We start from the raw sequence: 25,789 nt of genomic DNA, 5'->3' as shown, positions 1-25,789 counted from the left end.
GGTGGCGGTCGGACGGGGGCGGGGACGAGTGTGGCACCCCGTACGCTGAGTCAGCGTACGGACACGAAGAGTGGACGGTGCGTCCGATTCTCCGTCACGCTGAGCGGTGAACGCGGAGCGGCGTGAGGAGCCGTCGCCGGGGGGTCCGGAGGAGAGGAAAGGGGCGGCGGATGGACGTGGTCGGGGTCGAGGGGGAGGCGGCCGGGAGCGCCGGCGCGCGGGCGGTTCCGGCGGGGGAGTGGGAGCGGGAGCCGCATCCGTCGGACAGCCTGCGGACGTTCGGGGCCGTCGTCCAGGCACTGCGCGAGCACGCGGGGCTCAGCCGGGTCGACCTGGGGGCCCGGGTCCAGTACTCCAAGCACACGGTGGAGTCGGTGGAGTTGGGTCGGCGGATGCCGGACGAGGCGTTCGTGGAGCGGGCGGAGGAGGCGCTGGGCAACACGGGTGCGCTGCGGAAGGCCGCGCGGCATCTGACGCGGGGGGAGGCGGGGCTGGCGGCGTGGTTCCGGCGGTGGGCCCGGCTGGAGCGGGAGGCGGTGAGCCTGTGCACGTACGAGTGCCGGTTGGTTCCGGGGCTGTTGCAGTCGGATGGCTATGCGCGGGCGGTGTTCGAGGGCACGATCCCGCTGCGGACCGATGACGAGCTGGAGGTGCAGCTCGCGGCGCGGATGGAACGGCAGGTGATGATGCGGGAGCGGCCGACGGTGCCGTTCAGCTTCATCGTCGAGGAGCACGTGTTCCGGCGGCAGTTCGGGGACGCGGAGGAGATGCGCGGGCTGGTGGACCATGTCCTTGAGCTCACCGCCCCGCGTAACGTGACGCTTCAGGTGGTGCCGGTGGAGGCTCGGTTGCACGCGTGCCTGGATGGGCCCCTCCAGATCCTGGAGACCTCGGAGGGGCGGCGGCTCGGGTACTCCGAGGGACAGAAGAACGGGCGGCTGATCTCCGACGCGAAAGAGGTAACTGTGCTCTGCCAGCGCTATGACACACTGCGCTCGCAGGCCCTGAACCCGACAGAATCCCGGGACCTGCTGGAGCGACTGCGAGGAGAGCTATGAGCAGCGGTACGTCGGAACTCGCCTGGTTCAAGTCCAGCTACAGCGGCAGCGAGGGCGACAGCTGCGTGGAGGTCGCGATCGCCGAACAGGCCGTCCACGTGCGGGACTCCAAGGACGTGACCCGCCCGGCCTTCGCCGTCGGCCGCGAAGGCTGGGGGCAGTTCGTACGGTTCGCGTCGGAGCGCTGAGCGACTTGAGGGCGTGCCGTCCGCTGGAGTGGTGGATGGCACGCCTTCACTGCGTTCTGGAGTCCTTGATCTAGTCCGTGGGGCCGTAGCCGAGAGCGGCGCGGTTGATGAAACGGTCACCGAGGTCGCGCACAGGCGCGGGCTTCGGCTTCTGCGCGGCGCTCTTCGCCGTGGACTTCTTCGGGGCAGGCTTCTTGCCGTCCGCACGCTTGGCCGGTGCCGTCTTCGCCTGCTTGGCGTTCTTCGCGGCCGGCGTGTTGCGCGCCGCGTACTTCTTGCGGAGCGCTGAGAGCTGCTCGCGTTCTTGCAAAGCCACGTTGAGGGGGAGGGCGTTGGCGAGGGCCCGAGCACGGCTGAGTGCGTAACGCGCCTCGTTCCAGTGCTTCGTGCTGATTGCTGCGCGGGCCACCTTGATGGTCTGCTGCAAAGCCTTGATCTTTGCGGGCTGCCGCTTGGGTATGGGGGACTCGGCCCCGCTGCTCCGCCGCTGCCCGGCGGCACGGGTGCCCCAGTCCGTACCCGAGGTCAGGACGACGACCGAACGAGGATTGCTGCTCTGGCTTCGACGTACCACGTGCGTTGTTCCTTGGCTGAACGGTGGGGCATGCCCTGAGGCGGCCACCAGGTGGGACCACCCTACGGGCAGATCAGTCGTGTCGGGGACCCTGACCGGGGGCGGGGTGAGGGTGGGGCGGCAGGGACCGGACTCGCCCTCGGTGAGCGGGTTCTCCAGGGTCAGACCGGCGGAGGCCGTACGGTCGTACTCGGCGAGGATCAGATTCTTGGAGTGGTACTCGCTGTGAGCCTTCATATCGTTGTCGCGGGTGACGATGAAGGTGTCCAGGATGTAGGCGGCATCGTCGCGATCGATCCCGTAGAGGTGGAAGAAGAGGGTGTCCAGTTCGGCGCGGATGACGGTGCGGCGGGTTTCGTCCCAGCGGAACGGGGGGCCGAGGTCGCGGGCGAAGGGAGACATGTCGTGTGCGGTTGGTCCGCGCGAAGTGCCTCGCCGCTTCGTCCGCCCCACCGTTCGCGGACGTCACCGTGAAGCCGGACGTCACCGTGAAGCCGGACGTCAGCAGTGCAACGGCGGTGAGGGCCACCGTCCGGCGCCCCGCGATGACCGGGGAAGAGGGATGCGCGTGCGCATCCCCGAGGTCCGGGCGCAAGGTATCGCGGAAGGGATCGGGGAACGCTCCCGATCCCCGGGACGGGGCTCCGGGCGCGCCGGAGCCCCGCAGGGGTCAGCCGGTGGGGAAGCTGTCGGCGGTGCTGATCCGGCTCTTGACCAGCGCCCCGGACTCGGTCAGCACACCGCTGCTGCGGTAGTCGCCGCCGTTGCAGGTCCCGGGCTTGAACGCCGCGCTGCCCTCGTCGGCGTCGGAGTAGGTCCAGTTGGCATAACTGATCTTCAGCCGGTCGAGCAGGTCCAGCCAGGCGATGCTGCTCGTCCGGTCCACCGCTCCGCCACCGGTGGCGCTCACCGTGCCGAACTCGGACACGAAGAGCGGAAGCTGCGAGGCCGCCCGACTCACCGCGGTGCGGTAGGTGTCCTTGTGGCTCGCGGCGTAGAAGTGGAACGCGTACATGATGTTGGTCGCGTTCACGGGGTTGTTGACGATCTCGCTCTCGTTGGAGCCGTCCGAGACGCCGAGCGAGGACCAGCCGCGGGTGCCGACGATGACGACGGCGTCCGGGTCGGCGGCCCGGATCACCGGGATGACCTGCTCGGCGTAGTTCTTGACGGCCGACCAGCTCACGCCGTTGGGCTCGTTGGCGATCTCGTAGATGACGTTCTTCTTGGCCGCGTTGCGGGCGGCGACGGACGCGAAGAAGGTCTTGGCGCGGGCGAGGTTGTAGTTCGGGTCGCCCGGCGTCAGCGTGTGGAAGTCGATCACCGCGTACATGCCGCGTGCCTCGGCCATGTCGACCAGGCTGTTCACCCGATCGGTGAAGCCGGCCGGGTCGGTCTCGTAGCCCTGCTCCTGCACGTACATGGCGACCCGGAGCAGGTCCGACTTCCAGTCCTCGGCCAGCGCGTCCAGGGACGCGCTGTTGTAGCACTTGCTGAACCACTGGATGCCGTGCGTGCTCATGCCCCGCAGCTGGATGGGGCGGTTGTACTGGTTGCACAGGTTCACGCCGCAGACGTGCAGTTGTCCGTTGACGCTCACGGGGGTGCCGGTGCCCGGGTCGGGCGGCGGCTCCTCCCCGCCGACGGAGCCCGTGCAGGCGACGCCGTTGAGCGCGAACGCCGTGGGCTTCGGGTTGGCGCCCGTGAAGGAGCCCACGAACCCCACGTCGGTGGACGCGCCGGTGGCCAGCGTGCGGTTCCAGTCGACGCCGACGGCGGTGACCGTGGGACCGGAGGACGACCACGTGGCGTTCCAGCCCTGGACGACCTTCTGTCCCGCGTCCGGCAGGGTGAACCCGAGCGTCCATCCGGTGAGGGGGTCGCCCAGGTTGGTGATCTTCACTGCGGCCTGGAAGCCGCCCTGCCACTGGCTGGTGACCGTGTAGTCGACCCTGCAGCCGGTGGCGGCCACCGCCTGGGGGCTGACCAGCGCCGTGAGACCCAGCACCGTCGCGCAAGTCGCCAGTAAGGCCAAAAAGCGTTTCAAGTGTTCCTCCTCGTGCGAACTCGTGCGAAGCGGGAACAGTGCGATGGGAGCGCTCCCAAGGCCCATCGGCCCGAGACCGTACACCGGGGTACCGATGCGCGTACAGGCATCCGACGGCCGGACGATGCGGCGGTACGGCCGACCGTGGCCCGGGCGGACGCCGTCGGGGCCCGCCGGAAGAGAACCGAGCGGCGAACCGGGCCGACCGCCTCGAGCGCCGTCGCCGCGGGAGCGCCGACGTCGTCGCCCGGACCGGCGGGCTCGGCCTTCCGCCGAGCCCGCCCGGGCCGGCACCCTGCCGGGGCCGGACCCGTGTCAGGCCGTCAGCGCTGCAGGGTCAGCAGACCCGGACGGTAGGGCAGGAGGCCGTAGTCGCCGCCCGAGCTGGGGCTGCGCCCCTGGTAGAGCAACTGCAGGTTGCAGGGGTCGACGGTCATGGTCTGATCGGCGCTGGTGCGGATCAGTTCGCCGTGGCTGATGTCGTTGGTCCAGGTGGCGCCGCTGTTGGCCTTGCCGGCGAAGGGATTGCTCTCGGTGGCGGCCTGGGGCGTCCACGAGCCGTTCAGGCTGGTGGCCGTGAACGAGCGGAAGTAGCGGCCCTGCGAGCCGATCGCCTCGACGATCATGAGGTAGCGGTTCTGGCCCTGCAGCTTGTAGACCTGCGGGGCTTCGAACAGGTTGTTCGTCGTGTCGCTCATGACCACGGTCGAGGTCGAGCCGAAGCTGCCCGGGAAGTTCCCGATCGGCATGCTGGCCCGGTAGATCTTGCCGTTGTCGCCGGCGAAGAACAGGTACATGTTCGTGCCGTCACCGATGAGCGTCTGGTCGATGGGCCCCGTTCCGGAGCCGGAGATGCTTCCGGAGAAGAGCACCTGTGGGGACGACCAGCCGTTCGGGTTGGTGGGGTCGCTCGACGTCCGGTAGGAGAAGGCGGTCCCGCCCCACTGGTAGGCGAGCACCCAGATGTTCTTCGGCGCGAAGTAGAAGAGCGTGGGCGCGACGGTGGAGGCCGACATCGTGTTCTGACTGGCCGAGGCCATCTCCGACCAGTTGCCGAACAGGCCGAAGTTCATCGAACCCCAGCTCGTCCCCGTGTCGTGCGTCGTCGCGTAGACGAGCTGCTTGCCGTTGTAGGGGGCGACGGTGAAGTCCTTGAGCGAGACCCACCCCGACTTGGGCTGCGCCAGCGCGCCCGTCGACGTCCAGCGGTAGGCCGACGGAAGGTCGCACGCGCCGGGGGTGTCGGCGCCGACCTTCACGAGCTGCCACTGCTGGTTGGTGCCGCCCCAGTCGTCGTACTGGACGACGTTCGCGTTGTCGGCGGTGGAGGCGCCCTGTACCTCGAGGGCCTTGTTGCTGTGGCGCGAGACGAGCCTCACGTAGCCGTCCGAGCTGTCGGCCAGCCGCCACTGCTGGTTGGTGGCGTTCAGGTCGGTCCACTGGACGATCGAGCCGCCGTTCGCGGTGGACCAGTTGTAGACGTCCAGCACCTTGCCCGAGTGGCGGGACTTGATGCGGTAGTAGCCGCCCCCGGCATCGACGAACTGCCACTGCTGCTGGTTCTGGTCGTTCCTGGTCCACTGGGTGATGCGGGCGCCGTCGCCGGTCGCCATGTTGTAGACGTCCAGGGCTTTGCCGCTGTTGCGGTTGACCAGCACATAGGAGGCGCTGGGGTCCACGGTCGCCGCGGCGGCGGGCTGTGCGCCGAGGAAGGAAGTCACGAGCAACAGGGGCGCGAGGGCGGCGAGCAAGCGTTTCAGACGGACCGGGGACGGGTGGCGAAGCCACATCAGAGGGCCTCCTTGGGGGGCGGGGGTGGGGGACGCCGATGAACCGCGGAGCGGTCGCGCCGGAGGACAGGGGCAATCTCGAAACATTCGAGGTTTTCCCGGAATCTTCGACGCCACAAGCTAGGAATGCGGGGCCCTCCGGTCAAGGTCTGTCGCCGATCTGTCCACAAACAGTTCCTCCCCTTCGGGCTTGACGAGCTGTCACGCCGACCGGGAAGACTCCGGAAAGTCGCGATACGGCTCACCGGCCCAAGAGTTCGTGCGGGAGAGGGAAGCCGGGTGAGCAGCGCCTGCGCACTCCTCCTGCTCCCCGAACCGGGCCCTGCGGCATTTGCCGGTGACGGCGCCGAGAGGCCGACGCCCGGCTCGACGGAATCTCGAAAGTTTCGAGCAAAGAGCAGAAACTTTTCCTGTGAGTAGTGTTGACGATCCACCGTCAATCCCTCAATCATCCCTGTCTGAGGAGCCAACCATGGGCCGAGATTTCGAACCATGCCAGTCCTGAGCACATGACCGCGGTATCCGGTGATGCCGTGCTGCCCGGGTTCCGGCCCGCCCCGTCCGTCTGCCGAGGAGGAGCGGACGACGCTTCTCCTCGCGCTCCGGTCATTCCGTGACGTCTACCTTGGAGGCACAGTCATGGGCTTGTACGCCCTTCCCGGACCCGTTACCCGCGGGAGGATCCGCGGTCTGCTGTTGACGCTGCTCGTCGGCGTCCTCGGCGTGGTCACCGCACTGGTCACGCCGCCGGCCGCACACGCCGCCGAGAGCACGCTCGGCGCCGCGGCGGCGCAGAGCGGCCGCTACTTCGGCACCGCCATCGCCTCGGGCAAGCTGGGCGACTCGGCGTACACGACGATCGCGGGCCGTGAGTTCAGCATGGTGACGGCCGAGAACGAGATGAAGATCGACGCCACCGAACCGCAGCGGGGCCAGTTCACCTTCACCGCCGGCGACCGCGTCTACAACTGGGCGGTGCAGAACGGCAAGAAGGTGCGCGGTCACACCCTGGCCTGGCACTCCCAGCAGCCCGGCTGGATGCAGAACCTCAGCGGCAGCGCACTGCGCCAGGCGATGATCGACCACATCAACGGCGTGATGGCCCACTACAAGGGCAAGATCGCCCAGTGGGACGTCGTGAACGAGGCCTTCGCCGACGGCAGTTCGGGAGCCCGGCGCGACTCCAACCTGCAGCGCACCGGCAACGACTGGATCGAGGTCGCCTTCCGCACCGCGCGCGCCGCGGACCCGGCCGCCAAGCTCTGCTACAACGACTACAACGTCGAGAACTGGACCTGGGCCAAGACCCAGGCCATGTACAACATGGTCCGCGACTTCAAGCAGCGCGGCGTGCCGATCGACTGCGTCGGCTTCCAGGCGCACTTCAACAGCGGCAGCCCCTACAACAGCAACTTCCGCACCACCCTGCAGAGCTTCGCCGCCCTCGGCGTCGACGTGGCCGTCACCGAACTCGACATCCAGGGCGCCTCGTCCTCGACCTACGCCGCCGTGACCAACGACTGCCTGGCCGTCGCGCGCTGCCTCGGCATCACCGTCTGGGGCGTGCGCGACAGCGACTCCTGGCGATCGCAGGACACGCCGCTGCTGTTCAACAACGACGGCAGCAAGAAGTCCGCCTACACCGCCGTCCTCAACGCGCTCAACGGCGGCTCCACCACGCCCACGCCCCCCACGGGCGGCCAGATCAAGGGCGTCGGTTCGGGCCGCTGCCTGGACGTGCCCAGCTCCAGCACCACCGACGGCACCCAGCTCCAGCTGTGGGACTGCAACAACGGCACCAACCAGCAGTGGACGTACACCGACGCCGGCGAACTCAGGGTCTACGGCAACAAGTGCCTGGACGCCGCCGGCACCGGCAACGGCACCAAGGTCCAGATCTACAGCTGCTGGGGCGGCGACAACCAGAAGTGGCGCCTCAACTCCGACGGTTCCGTCGTCGGTGTCCAGTCCGGCCTCTGCCTCGACGCCGTCGGGGCCGGCACCGCCAACGGCACCCTGATCCAGCTCTACTCCTGCTCGAACGGCAGCAACCAGCGCTGGACCCGCACCTGATGAGGCCCGCCACGGACGAAAGGGCGCATCGATGACGGCCCACGGCGCGGATTCCCCCGTCCCTCCACGAGGACATCGCTGATGGTCCCGGGTCGCCGCCGTGATGGCGGCGACCCTTGCGACCGGCGTGCTCGCCGAGGTGCCTACCGGCGCCCGCCGATGTGTCCACCGGCGCCCGCCGATGTGTCCACCGGCGCCCGCCGATGTGTCCACCGGCGCCCGCCGAGGTGTCCACCGGCGCCCGCCGAGGTGTCCACCGGCGCCCGCCGAGGCGGCGACGGTGGACACCCGTGCCTGGTACGTCCTGGTCGACCGCGACAGCGGCAAGGCGCCGGACGCCTCCGGCGCGTCCACCGCCGACGGCTTCCACCTCCTCAGGGCCCGGCACTCGGGCAAGGTTCTCGACGTGGCCGGTGCCTCGACCGCAGGTGGCGCCTCGACCGCAGGCGGTGCCGCGATCCACCAGCGGACCGACCACCACGGGGCCGACCAGCAGTTCCGCCCGGCCGGCGGCTTCGCAGCAGCTCGATGCGCGCGGAACGCGCAGGCGAGGAGCCCGCTCGGGACGGCGCACGACGTTCTCGGAGGCCTTCGGGCCGAATGCGTGCCGGTGTACGGGGAAGACCGCCCTTGACCTGCGCAAAGCTGGCAGGGAGCCGTCTTCCGGGAGTCCGGGGGCCTGGGCGCAGGTGTCCGGCTCCCGCTCGGAAGCTCGCTTCGTGGCTCGACGGCTTGCCCGTGGCGCGGGGTCGATCCTCAAGCGGAGTGATCCCCGGCAGAACCCGTCTTCCCCCGCGGACCCGTCATCGCGGGGAGGCACGTGATCACGTGCCGCTCGTCGGTTCCCGGCGTCCTGGGTCTGCGAGGATGGGTCGCATGGACGTGCGAAGCAGCAGCCAGGTGCGGATGTCCGGGCCGCCGGACGGACCTGTGGTGGTGCCGGCGCACGGGTGCGGATTCCGCGTCACCGGCCCGGACACCGCCCGGGTCCTCTCCCGTGTGACGTTCCTGTCCGACGACCGCACCGACCCGGCGCGGGTGGCGGTACCCACCCTGGTCGCCCGGCGCTCCAGCGACGCCAACGCCCCACCGCAGGGCGGCGCCCTCGCCCGGGCCCGGAGCAAGGGCAGTCGGCTCGTCCCCCTCGACACCACCGGGCACCGCCCCCGGCTCGGCTCCCCCGAGGAGACCACCCGGGCGATCGCCGCGTTCGCAAGGACACTGCGATGACGCGCCGGACCGACGGTGACCAGGACGTCCACCCGGACCCCGAAGAGCGCCCGGACGGCGACCGGACTTTCTCCGCCCTGCTGGAAGACAGCACCGAAGACCTGTACGAGAACGCCCCGTGCGGATACCTCTCCACTCTGCTGGACGGACAGATCGCCAAGGTCAACACCACCCTGCTGAACTGGCTGGGCTACCAGCGCACGGACCTGGTCGGTCGCAGGAACTTCTCCGACCTCCTCACCGTCGGCGGGCGGCTGTACCACGAGACGCACTTCGCGCCGCTGCTGCGCATGCAGGGCGAGATCAGGGGCGTAGCACTGGAGCTGAAAGCGGCCGACGGCAGCCGCCTGCCGGTCCTGGTGACCTCCACCGTGAAGACCGGCGACGACGGACAGCCACTGCTGATCCGCACCACCGTCCTCGACGCCCATGACCGCCGCGCCTACGAGCAGGAGCTGCTGCGCACCCGCCGGGAGGCCGAACGCGAACGCGAACGCCTCCGGCAGCTCACCACCACCCTGCAGAAAACGCTGCTGCCCCCGGCACTGGAGAACGTGCCCGGTCTGGATGTGGCCGCGTACTACCACATCGCCTCCGTCGACGAGGTCGGCGGGGACTTCTACGACCTCTTCCCCCTCACCGCCGGAACCTGGGGACTCTTCCTCGGAGACGTGTGCGGCAAGGGCGCCGAGGCGGCGGCCGTCACCTCCCTGGCCCGCTACACCCTGCGCGCCGCCGCCGTCTACGACCCCGACCCGGCCGCGGTCCTCGGCAACCTCAACACCGTCCTCCACCACGAATACAACGGCACCGACCCACGGTTCTGCACGGTCATCTTCGGCCTGCTCACCCCCGACGACGAGCAGGGCGGCTTCCGCATCACCCTCGCCGGCGGCGGCCACCCTCCGGCCCTGCTGCTCCGCGCGGACGGCACCGCCGACTACCTTCCCACCCCCGGCGGCCAGCTCATCGGTGTCCTGCCCGACGCCCACATCGCCACCACCACCTTCCGCCTCGACCCCGGCGACACCCTCCTCCTGCACACCGACGGCCTCACCGAGGCCCACACCGCCGTCCGCGGCGACCGCTACGGCGATGAAGCCCTCCTCGACCTCGGCCGCGCCCTGGCCCCCGCCACCGCCCAGCGCACCGTCACCGCCATCCGCGACCTCCTCGACACCCTCGGCGCCGGGGTGGACGACGACACCGCCGTCATGGCCGTCCACGTGCCCCGCGCCGGCCGCCGGTCACCGAGCAGCCGATCCTGAACGACGGAGGACCCCGGCGGGTGCCGGGGGCCCGGACCAGGTGTGCCGGAAGGGCTGTCGTGCCGCGTCGGGTCGTCGGCGCGGGAGGGGCGACCGGTATCACGGCGCGGATGTCATGCCTCGTGTTAGCCTCATGCGTTTGCGTGGTCGTCGCGGCGGGCGATCTGCCCGTTCGGTTCCGCTCGTGCGCGGGCCGTTCCCTCCTGCCGGGCCTTCCTCGGTACGTTCCCCTGCGGAAGGCTGTTCATGAAGCATCCCGAAGACTCCGGCATCGCCCACGGCGGTCCCGCCCGGCCCGGGACCACGACCCCGGCCCTGGCCCCGGCCGTCTCCTTCGCCGGCCTGCGACTGCCGGCGGAGGTGCTGCGGACACTGAGCGGACTCGGGGTGCGCGAACCCTTTCCCATCCAGGCCGCCACACTGCCCGACGCCCTGGAGGGGCGCGACGTCCTGGGACGCGGGCGCACCGGATCGGGCAAGACGCTCGCCTTCGGCCTGCCGCTGCTGACCCGCACGGCCGGGCGGCGCGCCGAACCGAAGCAGCCCCTCGCCCTGATCCTCGTTCCCACCCGGGAGCTGGCCCAACAGGTCACCCAGGCGCTGGCGCCGTACGCCGAGGCACTGCGGCTGCGGACGGCCACGGTCGTCGGCGGCATGTCGATCGGCCGGCAGGTCGCCGCGCTGCGCCAGGGAGCCGAGGTGGTCGTCGCCACCCCCGGACGCCTGCACGACCTGATCGAGCGCAACGCCTGCCGCCTGGGACGGGTGAGGATCACCGTGCTGGACGAGGCCGACCAGATGTGCGACCTGGGATTCCTGCCGCAGGTCGTCGACGTCCTCGACCAGGTGCACCCCGACGGCCAGCGGATGCTGTTCTCGGCCACTCTGGACCGCGACGTCGATCAGCTGGTCCGCCGGTACCTCCACGACCCCGTCGTCCACGCGGTCGACCCGCCCGCGGGCACGGTCACGACGATGGAGCACCACGTCCTGGTCGTCCACGGCCCCGACCGCTACGCCGTCACCACGGAGATCGCCGCCCGCGACGGCCGCGTGCTGCTGTTCCTCGACACCAAGCACGCCGTCGACCAGCTCACCCGGCATCTGCGGGCCAGCGGGGTGCACGCCGGGGCCCTGCACAGCGGCAAGTCCCAGCCACAGCGCGCACGGACCCTGGCGCAGTTCAAGAACGGCGAGATCACCGCTTTGGTGGCGACCGATGTCGCGGCCCGTGGCCTGCACGTCGACGACCTCGATCTCGTGGTCAACGTCGACCCGCCCACCGACCCCAAGGACTATGTGCACCGGGCGGGCCGCACCGCCCGCGCCGGTGAATCCGGCAGCGTGGTCACGCTCGTGCTGGCGGGCCAGCGCCGCGAGACGAGCCGGATGATGTCCGAGGCCGGCATCGGGGCAACCGTCACCAAGGTGCGCTCGGGCGAGGCGGAGCTGAGCCGGATCACCGGTGCCAAGGCTCCCTCCGGGACCCCGCTCGACGGCGGGCCCGCCGTCCCCCGGCCCAAGAACACCAACGCTCCCTTCCGCGGCCTCGGCACCAGCAAGGACACCTCCCGCGGCGCCGGCGGCAAGTCCCGGAAGGCGGGCGAGGCCCGCAAGCTCGCCGAGGCCCGCAAGGCCGCCCTCGTGCGTCGCAACGGCTGAGAGGCGCTGCCCCGGCGGTGAACGTCCCGGCCACGGGAACCCGCGGCCGGGACCGAGACCGCCCCGTGCGCCTCGTCTGCGGAGCGAACGCCCTCGGCCGCGAGAGGAATACCCGCCGAAGTGGAGCAGGACGATGGTGCCGGCCCCCCGCACCGCGCCCGGCATGACAAGCTGTGGTGGCCCACCCCCGAACCCAGGAGGTCACCATGACCGCAGAGCCCGTACCCACGGAAGGTTCGGAGCCCGCTGCCCCCGGGACCTCCCCTCTGACGCCGGACGGCGACGGCAACCACGACCTCAAGCGCAAGTTCCGCGAAGCCCTGGCGCGCAAGCGCGGTGCGCAGGCGGACGCCGCCGACGTCGCCGCCAGCCCCGACGCGTCGAAAGTGCGCGCGGCGCACGGCCCGGCCGCGAGCCAGCGGTCGTTCCGGCGCAAGAGCGGCGGCTGAGCCGGTCGGCCCCGCGACGGACGGCGGATGAGCACGCCGCCCGGCGGCACCGGGCGTCGTGGCCGGCGACCGGGGCGGCTGTCGTCCGACCGGCCTGCGAGTCCCTCCTGGCGCCGGGGGAGCCGGCCTCGGTGGCCCGGGAGCCGGGCCGGTACGAGTCCGTCGACGGCTTCACCGCCGCCACCCGGCCACCGGTCGTGTTCTGCGCGTACGCCGCCGGGACCGGAACCCCGATCGTCGTCGAGGCGACGTCGGTGAGCAGCCCCGACCCGGACGCGAAGGGAGAGCGGGGGGGGAGAGAGGGACGGCCCCCTCCTCGACGGCTGGTCCCGGTTCGCCGTACGCCGCCTCCTCGACGAGACCGACGCCCCGCGGCGCGGATCCCGGAACCGGCACCTCGAACCGCGGTCGTACGACATGCCCTGGCCGGCCCGCTTCCTCCACGACCGGCACCGGCGCACGGCCGGGAAGAGGACCTGGAACGCGCCTCCCGCATCGCCGACCCCCTCGCCGACGACCAGGACCGGCACCTGGTCCTTCGGCTGCGCCACCACGAGGACTGCGCCACCACGAGGACTGCGCCACCACGAGGACTGCGCCACCACGGGGACTGCGCGACGGGCGCGGGACAAGCCGCTCGTGGCCCCGGCAACGGGCGGGACCCGTGCCTCCGGAGCGGAACTCCGCTTCTGATCGACGCCACGCGGTCCCCGGGACGGGTCCACGGCTCCCAGCGTGGGGATCGACCCGTCCCGCGCGCTAAGGCGAGGTGGGCGGGTGCGGGCTGCGGAGCACGAGCAGGGTGATCTCGCTGGGGGCGAAGACGCGGAACGGGGGGCCCCAGAAACCGGTGCCGCGGCTGGTGTAGAGGAGGGTGCGGGTGCCGTGGCGGCTGAGGCCGGCGAGGGCGGGCTGGTCGAGGCGGACCAGGTGGTGGAAGGGCCAGATCTGGCCGCCGTGGGTGTGGCCGGAGAGCTGGAGGTCGATGCCGGCGGCGGCCGCCCGGTCGACGAACTTGGGCTGGTGTGCCAGGAGCAGGACGGGCAGGTCGGGGTCGGCGCCGTCCAGGGCTCCGGCGAGATGGGCGCGGTGGCCTGCCAGGCCGGAGGACGCGGCGGTGACGTCGTCCACGCCGGCGACCACGAGGGTGTCGCCTCCGCGTTCGAGCAGCAGGTGGCGGTTGCGGAGCGGCTCCCAGCCCAGCTCGTCCATCAGGTCGACCCAGCCCTGGGCCTCACTGTAGTACTCGTGGTTGCCGGTGACGTAGACACGGGCATGGGTGGCCCGCACGGTACCGAGTGGGGCGGCCTGGGCGCGGCGGCGTTCGGCCGTGCCGTCCGCGATGTCGCCGGTGTGGCAGACCAGGTCGGCTTCCAGGGCGTTCACCGTCTCGCACACCCGTGCCGACCAGCGGGCGCGATCGAGCGGGCCGTAGTGGGTGTCGGTGATGAGGACGACACGCAGCCCGTCCAGCCCGGCACCCAGGCGCGGGAGCTGCACGTCGAGCCGGCGCACGCGTGGCACGCGGCGGGCCTCGGCGTATCCCCGGGCGAGCAGTACGGCGGTGACGCCGAGGACGGCCCACGTGACGATGCGGGCCCGGTCCTGCCCCTCGCCGACGCCGGCCACGGCCAGGGCGAGCCGCCCCAGGACACCGAGCAGAACGGACCAGGTGAACAGGACCCAGCCGGTGCCCAGCAGGGTGTCACCGACGATCGCCGCCCGGTCCTGCTGGCGCCGTCCGTGGCCGCGCACCATCGCGAGCGGCATGGTCACGAGGCCGAGGGCGAACAGGGCGGTGCCGACCAGCGTGACGGGCAGCGGCCAGTGCTGGCCGGTGTACAGGAGCACCCAGCAGGGCACGGCCCACAGCAGGACGGGGGCGATCAGGGGGACGAAGCGCATCAGACGGTGCAGCAGCCGGCTCGGCCGCGGAGTTCGCGCCTCGCTCCCGGCGGACCGGGTGTCGCTGGTGTCGGTCACGCGTCCCCTTCCTGGCCGGGCTGCCGTACCGCGTACTGTATCCGGTCGCCCTCGGGCCGGCCGGACCGGTGCTCCTGGGCGCGGCCCCTGCGGGCGAAGGGGTCTCCGCGGGATGGCAGTGCCCCTTTCACGTCCCTGACGTCTCGTCGGTCGAGTCGGCTCGTCGGTCAAGCCGGCGTTTCGTCGGCATCAGTCCTGCGCATTCCGCGAAGAGTGCCCGAGCAGGTGCGCGGCCGGCGGTTCCACAACCGACCTGGTTCGTGCGAAGGCCCAGCCAGGGAGCCTGCTCGCCGGAGTGGAGCGATGTCCCTCACCATCGTCGACTCCGACGCGTGCCGGTGTACGGTGACGAACGCCCTCGACCCGCGGAAAGCCGGCGGGGAGCCGTCTTCCAGGAGTCCGACATGCTGCGCGCCGTGTTCAGGTCCAAGATCTAGAATTTGGACGTTTGTTCAGGTCAGAGGCATGAATGCGGCTTCCTGGTCAGCAAGTGGTCAGCACCGCACCGGACGGTGTCCGGAATGCCGGCCGCGGCCGGCATCGAGCCGACCGTCACCAAGGTGCGCTCGGGCGAGGCGGAGTCGAGCCGGATCGCCGGCGCCCAGGCCCCTCCCGCACCCCGCTCGACGGCGGGCCCGCCGTCCCCGGCCCGAGAACACCAACGCTCCCTTCCGCGGCCTCGGCACCACCGAGGGCTCCTCCCGCGGCGGGGGACGAGGCGAGATCGGACATCGCTCCAGAGAGCTCCGCGGCGGCCGCAGACCCAAGAGCTCCGACGCGGCTGCAGTAGGGGGCCACTGACCGGACCGCTCCGACCGATCGCGCCAAGCTCGGTGTCGCAGGTCCACCTGTTCACCGACCGGAACGTGCTGCTGCTGTCCCTGGACGGTCTCTGGACGTCTCCCGGCGCAACCGCGCGCCGACAAGGGCTACGAGTACGACCGCCCGCGCGTCGACGGTCCCTCGTGCGCCCGGCCCACTCGCCGGTGGGGATGCCCAGCCGACGCGTTCCAGCGTGACCTCGGCGACGGGCGTGTCGGCGCCGACGCCCGCGACCGGCCTGGTCCCGCCGAGACCGTTCTGCGCCGCCTCACCTACGGCCCGGAAACCCGGCAGCGCACCCGACGGGCACCGCATGGCCGAAATCCGATCGGGATCCGCTTCCTCCTGAGACGCGACGTCGAGAAATCGCGGACGCGACGTCAATCCGGCGCCGAGCCGACGCGGCATGATCGAAAGGCACCCGCCCCGGCGCGCGGCCCGCCGCACAGCCCGCTGCGAGCGACACACCACACCGGACCGGCAGCCCGGCGGCCGCCCCCGGACAGCGGCCCGGGCCACGGCCCCGGCCCCCATGGCCGTGTCCGCGCGCAGCCGTACCCCTACCCGTAGCAAGGACGCTCATCATGGACCGACTGGACGTCATCGACATCTGCAACCGCATGGCCTGGTACGCGGACCAGCGTGCCTGGGACACGCTGGCCGGGGTGTTCGCCGACAAGGTGACGCTCGACTACACCAGCCTCAACGGCGGCGAACCCGTCACCCTCACCCCCGCGCAGATCGTCGGCGGCTGGCGGACCGGCCTCGGCGTGTACACCGCCACCCACCACCTCCTCGGCAACCACCTGGTCGCCGTCGACGGCGACCACGCGGTGTGCACCGCCACCTTCCAGGCCACCCACCGCAAGGCGGACGACTCCCTGTGGACGCTGGGTGGCACCTACCGGTTCGACCTGGCCCGCACCCGCGACGGATGGCGCATCACCGGCGTCGTGATGACCGCGATCTGGAACGACGGGGAGCGATGAGCGCCCGGAGGGGCGCCGGCGCCGTTCGCCCCGATGCACCGACCACCCACGCACACAGGAGCACGCATGACACGCAGGACCGACGTCGTCTTCGCCGGCGAGGGCGCCACCCTGACCGGCACCCTCTTCCTTCCCGAGCACACGGACATTCCCGGACCGCTGCCCGGGATCGTGGTCGCCGGCACCTGGACCAGCGTCAAGGAGCAGATGGCCGACCGGTACGCGGAACGGCTCGCCGAGCGCGGATACGCCGCGCTGTCCTTCGACTTCACCGGCTTCGGCCGGTCGGAAGGCGCGCCGCGTGACGTCGAGGACCCGGCCCGCAAGGTCCGCGACATCCACCACGCGCTCAGCTTCCTGGCCGCCCACGAGGCGGTCGACGGCGACCGGATCGGCGCACTCGGCATCTGCGCGGCCGCGATGTACATGTCGGACAGCGCCGCCGGCGACGCCCGGGTCCGCTCCCTGGCCCTCGTCGCCCCCTGGCTGCACGACGCCGCCGTCTGCGAGGACGCCTACGGCGGCGCGGAAGCCGTCGCCGAACGGATCAAGGCCGGCCGGGAGGCCCGCGCCCGCTACCAGGAGACCGGCGAGGTCGCGTACGTCCCGGTGGTCTCCGCGACCGACGAACGCGCAGCGATGCCGTACGCCATCGACTTCTACCTCAACCCCGCGCGCGGCGGCATCCCCGCCTGGCCGAACCGCTTCGCCGTGATGGCGTGGGCGGACTGGCTCACGTACGACGCCATCGCCCTCGCTCCCCGCATCGAGCAGCCCACCCTGCTGGTGCACAGCGAGGACGCCGCGATCCCCGACGGCGCCCGCCGCTTCCACGCGGGGCTTGCCGGTCCCAAGGACATCCTGTGGACGCAGGGCACCCAGTTCGACTTCTACGACTCCGAACCCCAGGTCACCGTCGCCGTCGACACCGTGGCCGCGCACTTCGCCCGGACGCTGCGATGATCCTCGTGACGGGAGCCACCGGAAACGTCGGCGGCGAGGTCGTCCAGGCGCTCGCCCGCGCCGGAGAGCCCGTACGCGCCCTGGTCCGCAAGCCCGCAGACGTGCCCGCGGACCAGGTGGTCGGAGACCTGAACGAGCCTGACTCGCTCGGTCCCGCCCTCGACGGTGTGCGGGGCGTGTTCCTGCTTCCCGGCTACCGCGACATGCGGGGGCTGCTCGCCCGGATGCGCGGTGCCGGGGTGGAACGCGTCGTCCTGCTCTCCAGCTTCGCGGCCGTCGCCACCGACACCGACAACGTCCTGTCCGAGTTCATGATCGACTCGGAGACCGCAGTCAGGGAATCGGGCCTCGCCTGGACGGTCCTGCGGCCGAACGCCTTCATGTCGAACGCGCTGCGCTGGCTGCCGCAGCTCCGGGCGGGCGATGTCGTCAGGGACGCGTTCGGCGCGGTGCCGGTCGCGTCGGTCGACCCGTACGACATCGCCGCCGTCGCCGTCCGCGCCCTGCTCGACCCCGGCCACGAGGAGCGGATCCACCCGCTCAGCGGCCCCCGACCGCTGCTGCCGGCCGAGCGGTTGGCCGTCCTGGCCGAGGTCCTCGGGCGCGACCTGCGCTTCCACGCGCTGTCGGACGAGGAGGGCCGGGCCGACATGGCCGCGGCGGGCGTGCCGGAGCCGTACATCCGGGCGTTCTTCGGTTTCTACGGCGACGGCACCCTCGACGAATCGCGGGTCTACCCGACCGTCGAGCGGCTGACCGGCAGCCCGCCCCGCACCTTCCACCAGTGGGCGACCGCACACCGCTCGAAGTTCACGGCTGTCCGGGAGCCGTGAAGCCCTCGGGAGCCCGGTCGAGGAAGACGGCGACGGAGCTGATCCGGCCGTCCTCGTCGAGGTGCAGGATGTCCGTGCCGGTGGCGAAGCACGTGTCGTCGCCGGTGCGGATCTCCCAGGCGAGGCGCGCGCGGGCGTGGTGGCACTGGGCGCGCTCGCGCAGGCGGAACTCGGCGGTGCCGGTGTGGCCGACGAACTGGTCGCGGAAGCCCTTCAGGGCCTGCGTACCACTGAGGACTCCGACCGGGGCACGGTACTCGACCTCGTCGGTGAAGGCCGCCACGGCGGCGCGGTGCCGCTCGTGCTCGGTGCCGGCGTTCCAGAACCGCACGTACGCGTCGGCGAGTCGGGCGAGGTCGAAGGGCTGGAGGGTGGGCGTCTCGGTCATGGCCGCTGTCCTTTCGACCGTGGGTCTTCCGGTGGGTCACCGGCGAGGGAGCGTGTCGTGCTCCCGGTTCGTCACCGTGCGGGGTGCCCGTGCGGCGCGTCGATGACCTCCGAGGTCATTGCCGTCGCGCGGGAGGGAGGAGAGCCTGAGGGGCATGACGACCACCACCGAACCCGTCGGAGCGCTGCTGCGGCGCTGGCGTGAGCGGCGCCGTCGTTCCCAGCTCGACGTGTCGCTCGCCGCGGAGCTGTCCGCCCGGCACCTGAGCTGCGTCGAGACGGGACGCGCGCATCCGAGCCGGGACATGATCCGGCGGCTGTGCGACGAGCTGGAGGTGCCGCTGCGGGAACGCAACGCGCCCTACCTCGCCGGGGGTTACGCACCGGTGCACGCCGAGCGTCCCCTGGCCGATCTGGGCGCGGCGCGCGAGGCGGTGGAGGCCGTCCTGACGGGGCACGAGCCCCATCCGGCACTCGCGGTGAACGTGCACTGGGAGTTGGTGGCCGCGAACCGTGCCGCGCGGCTGTTCCTGAGCGGCGTGGGCGACGGCCTGGAAGAGGGCGTAAGGGGAGGGGGCAGCCGTTCAACGTGCTGAAGGTGACGCTGAGACCCGACGGGCTGGCGGGGCGCATCCGGAACCTCGCGCAGTGGCGGGCCCATGTGCTGCGCCGGGTCCGGCGCCGGTGGGAACGGACGGCGGCCGACGGACTCGCCGAGCTCCTCGCCGAGTTGGAGAGCTGTCCCGCCCCGGTGGCCGGGGCGGCCGTGGCCGGTCCGGAGGACGGGCTGGTGGTTCCACTGCGGCTGGCGAGCGAGTACGGCGAACTCGTACTGCTCCACACGACGACGGTGTTCGGCTCGCCGGGGGACGTGACGCTCGACGAGATCGCCATCGAGACGTTCTTCCCGGCCGATCCGCGCTCCGCGGAGTTGACGCGGGCGGCGACCGCCTGGTGTCCCGGTCGTCGTGGCCTGGCACGCGTTGCGCGTGGAGCCCCTCGCTTCGGGCGAAGGGCTCCGTCGTGGGTGCGGGTGCCTTCAGCAGGCGACCGGACGGTCAGCAGCAGGCGGGGTCCGCGAGGACCGACTGCTGCGCCTGCGTATCGGCGGTCGCGGTCGCCACGGTGATGCCGAGGACGCTCAGGGCGAGGGCCGAGGCGACGAGGATCTTCTTCATCGGTGTCTTCTCCATCTCCGGGAGGGACCGGCGTGCGGACGGTGCCTTCGAGAATGCCGACGGCCGGTGCGTTCGACCGCTGTGTACGGCCGGGGTCCTCAGACGTCGAAGTCGGTGCTGCGGCTGACCGACTCCCAGGCCCGGGCCTCTTCTCGGGCTGCCTCCGTGTGGGCAGTGATCGCGTCGAACGCGTCGTTGCCCAGGGCGAGCCGGAGCGGGGTGTGCTCGCTGCCGAGCGCCTTCAGGACGGCGGCGGCCGCCTTCGCCGGGTCGCCTGCCTGCTTGCCGTCGCTGTCCGTCAGGCCCCTGCGGACGGCACCGACGGTCTCGGCGTACTCCGGCATCTCGGCCGTCTGCTGCAGCGTGCCGCCGTCGGCGAACGAGGTGCGGAACGAGCCGGGCTCGACGATGAGCGCCTTGATGCCGAACGGGGCGACCTCGGCGGCGAGCGCCTCCGTCAGCCCTTCCAGGGCGAACTTGGTCGCCGAGTAGGCGCCGACACCGGGGAAGGACAGCCGCCCTCCCATGCTGCTCATCTGGACCACGGCACCGGACTTCTGGCCGCGCATGTACGGCAGGACGGCGCGGGTGAGGCGGGCGGGGCCGAAGAAGTGCAGCTCCATCAGGTCCCGGAGCTCCTGGTCGCTGGTCTCCTCCACGGCGCCCACCAGTCCGCGCCCCGCGTTGTTCACCAGGACGTCGATCCGGCCGAATCGCGCGACCACGTCGGCGACGGTCGCGTCGATGCCGGTGGCGTCCGTGACGTCCAGAGCCACCTGGATCAGCCGGTCGGGGTACGTCGTGGCGAGGTCCTCCAGGACCGCCGGTCGGCGGGCCGCCGCGACGACCGTGTCACCGGCGGCGAGCGCGGCCTCGGCGATGCTGCGGCCGAACCCGGAGGTGGCCCCGGTGACGAGCCACACCCTCGTGGACGCGGCCGTGGCCGACGTCGGATCCTGCGTGTTCAATCCCCCTCCTCCACTTTCGCGCCCTGCCCTCGAAACGGCGCACCGCGACACTGCCCGATCTTCGTCGGGCCGTGTTGCCGTTCCGTCCACACCGTCTTCTCACTTCGTGTCGGGCCCCCTCCTCGCCTGCTCGCTCCGGCAGGCCGTCCCGCGGTAGTCGCGCGGGGAGAGCCCGTACGCGGCGCGGAAGGCCCGGGTGAAGTGGGAGGCACGGGGCATGCCCCACCGGGTGGCGAGCGCGTGGATGGGCAGGTCGCGCAGCGCGGGGTCCGCGAGGTCGGCGCGGATCCTCTCCAGCCGCTGGGTGCGGATCCAGGCGGCGACCGTCTCGCCCGGGGCCTGTTCGCCGAAGACGCGGTGCAGGTGGCTGAGGGAGATGTGGTGCGCGGCGGCGACCGTGCCCGGGGTCAGCTCCGGGTCGGGCAGGTGCTGCTCGATGAAGGCCCGGATGCGCCGGCCGAGGACCTCGTACCGGGTTTCCGCAGGCAGGACAGCCTCGGTGTCCAGGGCGTGGGCGAAGAAGGCCGAGACGAGGTCCAGCGTTACGGTGCCCAGACGGGGCCCGTCGACCGGCCGCAGAGCTTCGGCCTGCCGGTCCATTCCGGTGAGGAAGTCGGCCAGGAGCGCCCCCGGGCCGGTCCGCGCCGACAGCCCGTGCCCGAGCAGCCGTTCCACCTGCCGCGGCGGCAGCGGCAGCAGATCCTTGGGAAGGTCCACGCCCACACCGGCCACCACACCAGGCCGACCCTCTGCCGTGGCGGCCGAGGCTGCGGAGGCGTACGCATGCGATGTGCACGCCTGCCGACTGGCGTCCACGAGAACGCCACCGGCGCCTATCGTGGCCGTCCCCCCGCGCTCATGGAGCAGCGTCAGTCTGCCGTCGGTCAGCAGGGACAGATGGTAGAGCTCGGCGTCGTTCCGCCGGATCCGCCGCCGGGTTCGCCGAAACGTCGCGGGCGAGAACGCCGTCCGCCACACTGTCACCGGCCCCAGTTCCATCACCCGCAACTCGGCCCGGAAGTCGGCGGCATGGGGACTGCTGGCATCGTTGGCCCGGCTCTGGTCGATCAACTCCCTCCAACGGTCGAACCGCTCGCCGACGGGTACGTCCTCGCTGCGGAATACGGTACCGATCACTGCTGCGCTCTCCGTCCTCCCCGATGGGCTCGCGTCATGGGGGTGTCGATCGCCATGACGGACTCCAGGATGAGGCCGTGCCGGACGAGGAGGTCCTCCCACCGGTGTGGCGTCCATACCCACGTGTGCACCAGGCGCTCCTCCCCGAGCCTCTGCGCCCCAAGGCGGCCAGTCTCCTCGGGCAGGGCCGGCGCCTGGCGCAGGAACGGGTCGGACACCGCCACCTCAGCAGGACAGACGACCGGCACAGCGATGTCACCTGACGGCGCAGCTGCTCTGCGGGCAACAGCCCCACTGCCGTGCACCGGCCGGGCGCGAAGGTCCATGGCGCTTCGCACAGGGAACCTCCCGCCTTCCGGGAGCCGATCCGGGGACGGGCCGCGCACAGCCGGCCCCGGTCCCGTCTCCGCCGCGACAGGGCGTGCTCGCTCAGCCGATCGGCTCGACGCATACCACCTGGCAAGGACTGATGCCCCACGAGCGGCTGCCGAGCGTCAAGAAGCTCACAGCGGAGATCCGTCACGTCCGGACGCAGGGCGGGAACACCGTCCGCGAGTCCGCCGCGTTCCTTCACGGCAACGCCGAACAGCTCGCGCGGTACGGCTCCGTGGAGGACCTCGCGACAGCAGTGCGCGACGAGGACGTCCTCGCTGGGCCGCCGGGCGCGTTGAACTCCTTCAAGGTCGACACGGAGAGGGGCTCCATGCTCGACGAAGCGCGTACCTGGCACGTCGTCAGGTAAGTCGGCATGTGGTCAGCATAGGTTCCCGAACATCCTGAAGGGTTGTCCGACCAGGTACCTGGTCGGTGGCGCCACCACTGCCTGGTCGGCGCGGAAGTCCCGGCAGGGAGCCCTGTCCCCGATGAGAAGCGATGTTCCTCACGACCATCGACTCCGAGGCGTGCCGGTGTACAGTGAAGGCCGCCCTTGACCTGCGCAAAGCAGGCAGGGAGCAGACAAATCGGGAGTTTCCTCGTGCTTCGTACCATGTTCAAGTCCAAGATCCACCGCGCCACCGTCACCCAGGCCGACCTGCACTACGTGGGATCGGTGACCATCGACGCCGACCTGCTGGACGCGGCCGACCTGCTGCCCGGTGAGCTCGTGCACATCGTCGACATCACCAACGGCGCGCGACTGGAGACGTACGTCATCGAGGGCGAGCGCGGATCGGGGGTCGTCGGGATCAACGGAGCCGCCGCGCACCTCGTGCACCCCGGAGACCTGGTGATCATCATCAGTTACGCTCAGGTCACCGACGCCGAGGCCCGGTCCCTGGTGCCGCGGGTGGTGCACGTGGACGGCGACAACCGCGTCGTGGCCCTGGGCGCCGACCCGTCGGAGCCGGTGCCGGGCTCGGACCAGGAGCGCAGCCCGCAGGCCGTGTCCGCCTGACCGTCCCGGCCGGGGCGCCCGCGGCGGCCACCGCGTGCCGACCGCACTCACCGCACCCGTCACACCAGGAGCATGCCCATGAGCGACATCCGGATCCGCGACGACCGGGCGGCCGGCCGCCTCGAAGCCCTCGGCGAGGACGGCGAAGTCGTCGGCCGCATCGAGTACTTCGTGCTGGAGTCGCCCGGGCGCGCCCTGGTGCCGGTGCACACCGTCGTCGAACCGGCCCACGAGGGCCGGGGCATCGCGGGCTCCCTCGCCCGTGAGCTGTACGCCGTCGCCGCGCGCGAGGAGACCCCCGTCGCGCCGCTGTGCCCGTACGTCGTGAAGTGGGCCGAGCGGCACCCCGAGGAGGCGCCGGCCGCCGATCCCGGGCTGCTCGCCGCCGCCAAGGACTGGCTGCGCGCCCACCCCGGCCGGTTCTGATCCCGGCGGGACCACGAGCGTTCCGCCCCGTGCCCGGCCGGGCACGGGGCGGTCGCTCCGCGACCGGAGGGGCCCGGGCGGGCGCACCGGCTGCCACCACCGGGTGACTGTCCGCGCCGCCGCCGGGTACGCGGGGGAGTAGTCCAGAGCCACGCTCGACCACTGGCCGGAGGACACGATGACGAACCCCTATCCCGACCCCGTCCAGCCGCCGCCGACGCCGGGACCGGAGCCGTACCCCACCCCGGTGCCGCCCCCCGAACCGCCGCCCGGCCCGGACCCCGCGCCGCCCCCGGCTCCGCCGCCCCCCGAACCGCCGCCCGGCCCGGATCCCGTACCGCCTCCCGCTCCACCGCCCCCGGACCCCTCCCCGTCGCCGGTCCCACCGGGACCGGAGCCCGTCCCGAACCCCGAGCCGGGCCCTCCGCTCACCTGACCCACGACGGCGGGCGCGGCGCCGCGGACCGTGCGCCCGCCTCGCCCGGCGGGCGTGATGCGCGCGCCCCCTCACCCGGCGGGCGCCACGATCCCCGCGTCCGCGTCGCCGGGCGGGGTGCTGCGAAGCCCCACCCGCCCGGCGGTGCCACGACACCCGCCGCGCAGTGCCGCGACGCCGGCCGGGCGGGCCGGGCACCATGACGCCGACTCCGCCCAGCGGGCGCTACGACGCCGGCCCGCCCGGCGGGCGCCACGACGCCGACCCCGCCCGGCAGGAGCCGCGCCACCCGCCCCGTCCGGCAGGCGTCACGCCTCCACCTCCGACCGGTCCCCGCCCCACAGCGTGTGGAACGCGCCGTCCCGGTCCACCCTCCGGTACGTGTGCGCGCCGAAGAAGTCCCGCTGGCCCTGCGTGAGCGCCGCGGGCAGCCGCTCGGCGCGCAGGGCGTCGTAGTACGCGAGCGCCGCCGCGAAGCCCGGCGTGGGCACGCCCTGGAGCGTCGCGGACACCAGCACCTCGCGCCACGCGTCCTGCGCGGCGGCGATCTCGGAGGCGAACGTCTCGTCGGACAGCAGGCTCGGCAGGTCCGGCCGCGCGTCGTACGCGGCGCGGATCCGGTCGAGGAAGGCGGCCCGGATGATGCAGCCGCCGCGCCAGATGGCGGAGACGGCGCCGAGGTCGATGTCCCAGCCGTACTCCTCGCTGCCCGCGGCGATCTCGTGGAAGCCCTGCGTGTACGACACGATCTTGGAGGCGTACAGCGCCTGTTCGACCCGGTCCGCGAACGCCTGTGCCTCCGCCCGGTCCAGCGCGGCCGGCCGCGGCCCCGCCAGCTGCCGCGACGCCTCCCGCAGCCCCGCGTGGCCCGACAGCGAGCGCGCGAAGACGGCCTCCGCGATGCCCGACACCGGAACGCCCAGGTCCAGCGCGATCTGCACGGTCCAGCGGCCGGTGCCCTTCTGCTCCGCCTGGTCCACCACGACGTCCACGAACGGCTCGCCCGTGGCCGCGTCCACGTGCGACAGCACCTCCGCCGTGATCTCGATCAGGTACGAGTCCAGCCGGCCGGTGTTCCAGGTGCGGAAGACGTCCGCGATCTCGGCGGGGGAGTACCCGCCGACGTCCCGCAGCAACTGGTAGGCCTCGCCGATCAGCTGCATGTCCGCGTACTCGATGCCGTTGTGGACCATCTTCACGAAGTGCCCGGCGCCGTCGGGGCCGACGTGCGTCACGCACGGCGCCCCGTCCGCCGCCTTCGCGGAGATCTTCTCCAGCATGGGGCCGAGCGACTCGTACGACTCCGTGGAACCGCCCGGCATGATGCTCGGCCCGTGCAGCGCGCCCTCCTCGCCGCCGGAGATGCCCGTGCCGACGAAGTGGATGCCCTGCTCGCGCAGTTCGCGCTCCCGGCGCCGGGTGTCGGCGAAGTGCGCGTTGCCGCCGTCGATGATCATGTCGCCGGGTTCCAGGAGCGGGGCGAACTCCTGGATCACCGCGTCCGTCGGCTCCCCGGCCTTCACCATGATCACCAGTCGGCGGGGGCGCTCCAGCGCCGCCACGAACTCCTTGGCGGTCTCGGCCGCGACGAAGTCGCCCTCCTGCCCGAACTCCTCCAGCAGGGCGTGCGTCCGCGCCGCCGTCCGGTTGTGCACCGCGACCGTGTAGCCGTTGCGCGCGAAATTGCGGGCGAGGTTGCGGCCCATGACCGCGAGTCCCGTGACGCCGATCTGGGCTGACGTGCTCATACCGTTGGCTCCTCAGGGGTCCTGTGCTGGTCCTGTACTCGATGGTGCCGGTCGTTCCCGCCAGTCTCACCCCGTCGGCCCCGCGGACCGCCCTGGCGCGCCGGTGGGCCCGGCCCGCGGCGTCCGTGTCCCGGCCCGCGGCGTCCGCGCCCCGGTACGCCCGGCCCGCGCCCCGGTGCACCGC

The 25,789-nt window shown here is 71.9% G+C and carries 23 protein-coding genes and 2 pseudogenes; 16 read left to right on the top strand and 9 right to left on the bottom strand.

What is annotated here, in order from left to right; genetic code table 11:
• Positions 1–170 precede the first annotated feature (170 nt).
• Positions 171–1,058 carry a Scr1 family TA system antitoxin-like transcriptional regulator gene (locus tag ACH4F6_RS03520; protein ID WP_397958166.1) on the top strand — a complete coding sequence of 296 codons (888 nt, stop codon included), beginning with the start codon at positions 171–173 and terminating at the stop codon, positions 1,056–1,058.
• On the top strand, positions 1,055–1,246 hold the full coding sequence (locus ACH4F6_RS03515) for a DUF397 domain-containing protein (protein WP_107476688.1): 192 nt from the start codon (positions 1,055–1,057) through the stop codon (positions 1,244–1,246). The genes ACH4F6_RS03520 and ACH4F6_RS03515 overlap by 4 nt, the downstream gene beginning before the upstream one ends.
• 70 nt (positions 1,247–1,316) lie before the next feature.
• Here ACH4F6_RS03515 and ACH4F6_RS03510 read toward each other — a convergent pair whose 3' ends face one another.
• From ACH4F6_RS03510 to ACH4F6_RS03500, 3 genes are all read right to left on the bottom strand, one after another.
• Positions 1,317–2,222 (bottom strand): hypothetical protein, encoded by a 906-nt coding sequence (locus tag ACH4F6_RS03510; protein ID WP_397958165.1) that lies wholly within the window; start codon positions 2,220–2,222, stop codon positions 1,317–1,319.
• A gap of 268 nt (positions 2,223–2,490) precedes the next feature.
• Positions 2,491–3,867 (bottom strand): cellulase family glycosylhydrolase, encoded by a 1,377-nt coding sequence (locus ACH4F6_RS03505; RefSeq protein ID WP_397958164.1) that lies wholly within the window; start codon positions 3,865–3,867, stop codon positions 2,491–2,493.
• 323 nt (positions 3,868–4,190) lie between these two features.
• Entirely contained in the window at positions 4,191–5,657 is a 1,467-nt protein-coding gene (locus ACH4F6_RS03500; protein WP_397958163.1) for a non-reducing end alpha-L-arabinofuranosidase family hydrolase, read from the bottom strand.
• Between the two features lie 639 nt (positions 5,658–6,296).
• Between ACH4F6_RS03500 and ACH4F6_RS03495 the strand changes: the two genes are divergently transcribed.
• The 6 genes and pseudogenes from ACH4F6_RS03495 to ACH4F6_RS03470 all read left to right on the top strand — a co-directional run bounded on the left by ACH4F6_RS03495 (position 6,297) and on the right by ACH4F6_RS03470 (position 12,339).
• Positions 6,297–7,730 (top strand): endo-1,4-beta-xylanase, encoded by a 1,434-nt coding sequence (locus ACH4F6_RS03495; RefSeq protein ID WP_397958162.1) that lies wholly within the window; start codon positions 6,297–6,299, stop codon positions 7,728–7,730.
• A 181-nt stretch (positions 7,731–7,911) separates the two neighbouring features.
• Positions 7,912–8,238: pseudogene (locus ACH4F6_RS03490) on the top strand (RICIN domain-containing protein); the annotation flags it as partial.
• Positions 8,239–8,606: 368 nt separating this feature from the next.
• Complete coding sequence (locus tag ACH4F6_RS03485) at positions 8,607–8,960, top strand: alpha/beta fold hydrolase (protein WP_397958161.1); 354 nt, start codon at positions 8,607–8,609, stop codon at positions 8,958–8,960.
• Complete coding sequence (locus ACH4F6_RS03480) at positions 8,957–10,228, top strand: SpoIIE family protein phosphatase (protein WP_397958160.1); 1,272 nt, start codon at positions 8,957–8,959, stop codon at positions 10,226–10,228. Before ACH4F6_RS03485 ends, ACH4F6_RS03480 begins: the two co-directional genes overlap by 4 nt.
• Positions 10,229–10,474: 246 nt before the next feature.
• Positions 10,475–11,890: a DEAD/DEAH box helicase gene (locus tag ACH4F6_RS03475; RefSeq protein ID WP_397958159.1), complete on the top strand. Its 1,416-nt coding sequence runs from the start codon at positions 10,475–10,477 to the stop codon at positions 11,888–11,890.
• Between the two features lie 206 nt (positions 11,891–12,096).
• Complete coding sequence (locus ACH4F6_RS03470; protein ID WP_397958158.1) at positions 12,097–12,339, top strand: DUF5302 domain-containing protein; 243 nt, start codon at positions 12,097–12,099, stop codon at positions 12,337–12,339.
• Between the two features lie 759 nt (positions 12,340–13,098).
• Here ACH4F6_RS03470 and ACH4F6_RS03465 read toward each other — a convergent pair.
• Positions 13,099–14,322 (bottom strand): metallophosphoesterase, encoded by a 1,224-nt coding sequence (locus ACH4F6_RS03465; protein ID WP_397958157.1) that lies wholly within the window; start codon positions 14,320–14,322, stop codon positions 13,099–13,101.
• Between the two features lie 1,406 nt (positions 14,323–15,728).
• Between ACH4F6_RS03465 and ACH4F6_RS03460 the strand changes: the two genes are divergently transcribed.
• The 3 genes from ACH4F6_RS03460 (at position 15,729) to ACH4F6_RS03450 (ending at position 17,929) form a co-directional block, all read left to right on the top strand.
• Positions 15,729–16,133, top strand: a complete 405-nt coding sequence (locus ACH4F6_RS03460) for a nuclear transport factor 2 family protein (protein ID WP_397958156.1) — start codon at positions 15,729–15,731, stop codon at positions 16,131–16,133.
• Positions 16,134–16,199: 66 nt separating this feature from the next.
• Positions 16,200–17,096: an alpha/beta hydrolase gene (locus tag ACH4F6_RS03455; protein WP_397958155.1), complete on the top strand. Its 897-nt coding sequence runs from the start codon at positions 16,200–16,202 to the stop codon at positions 17,094–17,096.
• Entirely contained in the window at positions 17,093–17,929 is an 837-nt protein-coding gene (locus tag ACH4F6_RS03450) for an NAD(P)H-binding protein (RefSeq protein WP_397958154.1), read from the top strand. The genes ACH4F6_RS03455 and ACH4F6_RS03450 overlap by 4 nt, the downstream gene beginning before the upstream one ends.
• On the opposite strand, the gene ACH4F6_RS03445 is transcribed toward ACH4F6_RS03450, so the two are convergent.
• Entirely contained in the window at positions 17,907–18,317 is a 411-nt protein-coding gene (locus ACH4F6_RS03445; RefSeq protein WP_397958153.1) for a nuclear transport factor 2 family protein, read from the bottom strand. The genes ACH4F6_RS03450 and ACH4F6_RS03445 overlap by 23 nt on opposite strands.
• Before the next feature lie 154 nt (positions 18,318–18,471).
• Here ACH4F6_RS03445 and ACH4F6_RS03440 point away from each other — a divergent pair, with 154 nt between their 5' ends.
• Both ACH4F6_RS03440 and ACH4F6_RS03435 read left to right on the top strand, forming a co-directional pair.
• The gene (locus tag ACH4F6_RS03440) at positions 18,472–18,912 is read left to right on the top strand and encodes a helix-turn-helix domain-containing protein (RefSeq protein ID WP_397958152.1); all 441 of its coding nucleotides are present in this window, start codon (positions 18,472–18,474) and stop codon (positions 18,910–18,912) included.
• Positions 18,906–19,193: pseudogene (locus ACH4F6_RS03435) on the top strand (transcriptional regulator); the annotation flags it as partial. The gene ACH4F6_RS03440 and the pseudogene ACH4F6_RS03435, both read left to right, overlap by 7 nt.
• Before the next feature lie 181 nt (positions 19,194–19,374).
• On the opposite strand, the gene ACH4F6_RS03430 reads toward ACH4F6_RS03435, so the two are convergent.
• From ACH4F6_RS03430 to ACH4F6_RS03420, 3 genes are all read right to left on the bottom strand, one after another.
• Positions 19,375–19,509, bottom strand: coding sequence for a hypothetical protein (locus ACH4F6_RS03430; protein ID WP_397958221.1), 135 nt, complete (start codon positions 19,507–19,509; stop codon positions 19,375–19,377).
• A gap of 83 nt (positions 19,510–19,592) precedes the next feature.
• On the bottom strand, positions 19,593–20,462 hold the full coding sequence (locus tag ACH4F6_RS03425; protein ID WP_397958151.1) for an oxidoreductase: 870 nt from the start codon (positions 20,460–20,462) through the stop codon (positions 19,593–19,595).
• Positions 20,463–20,561: 99 nt separating this feature from the next.
• On the bottom strand, positions 20,562–21,599 hold the full coding sequence (locus ACH4F6_RS03420; protein ID WP_397958150.1) for a helix-turn-helix domain-containing protein: 1,038 nt from the start codon (positions 21,597–21,599) through the stop codon (positions 20,562–20,564).
• Positions 21,600–22,068: 469 nt separating this feature from the next.
• Between ACH4F6_RS03420 and ACH4F6_RS03415 the strand changes: the two genes are divergently transcribed.
• The 3 genes from ACH4F6_RS03415 (at position 22,069) to ACH4F6_RS03405 (ending at position 23,421) form a co-directional block, all read left to right on the top strand.
• A complete protein-coding gene (locus ACH4F6_RS03415; protein WP_397958149.1) occupies positions 22,069–22,341 on the top strand; it encodes a hypothetical protein in 273 nt (90 codons plus the stop codon).
• A 234-nt stretch (positions 22,342–22,575) separates the two neighbouring features.
• Positions 22,576–22,995 (top strand): aspartate 1-decarboxylase, encoded by a 420-nt coding sequence (gene panD, locus ACH4F6_RS03410; protein ID WP_397958148.1) that lies wholly within the window; start codon positions 22,576–22,578, stop codon positions 22,993–22,995.
• 78 nt (positions 22,996–23,073) lie between these two features.
• On the top strand, positions 23,074–23,421 hold the full coding sequence (locus tag ACH4F6_RS03405) for a GNAT family N-acetyltransferase (protein WP_397958147.1): 348 nt from the start codon (positions 23,074–23,076) through the stop codon (positions 23,419–23,421).
• A 744-nt stretch (positions 23,422–24,165) separates the two neighbouring features.
• Here ACH4F6_RS03405 and gndA read toward each other — a convergent pair.
• On the bottom strand, positions 24,166–25,605 hold the full coding sequence (gene gndA, locus ACH4F6_RS03400; protein WP_397958146.1) for an NADP-dependent phosphogluconate dehydrogenase: 1,440 nt from the start codon (positions 25,603–25,605) through the stop codon (positions 24,166–24,168).
• Positions 25,606–25,789: the final 184 nt, after the last annotated feature.

Source organism: Streptomyces sp. NPDC017936 (genome assembly GCF_044328485.1).
Classification (GTDB): domain Bacteria; phylum Actinomycetota; class Actinomycetes; order Streptomycetales; family Streptomycetaceae; genus Streptomyces.
Note: the sequence above shows the minus strand (reverse complement) of the source record. Positions and strands in the feature narration are given on the sequence as shown.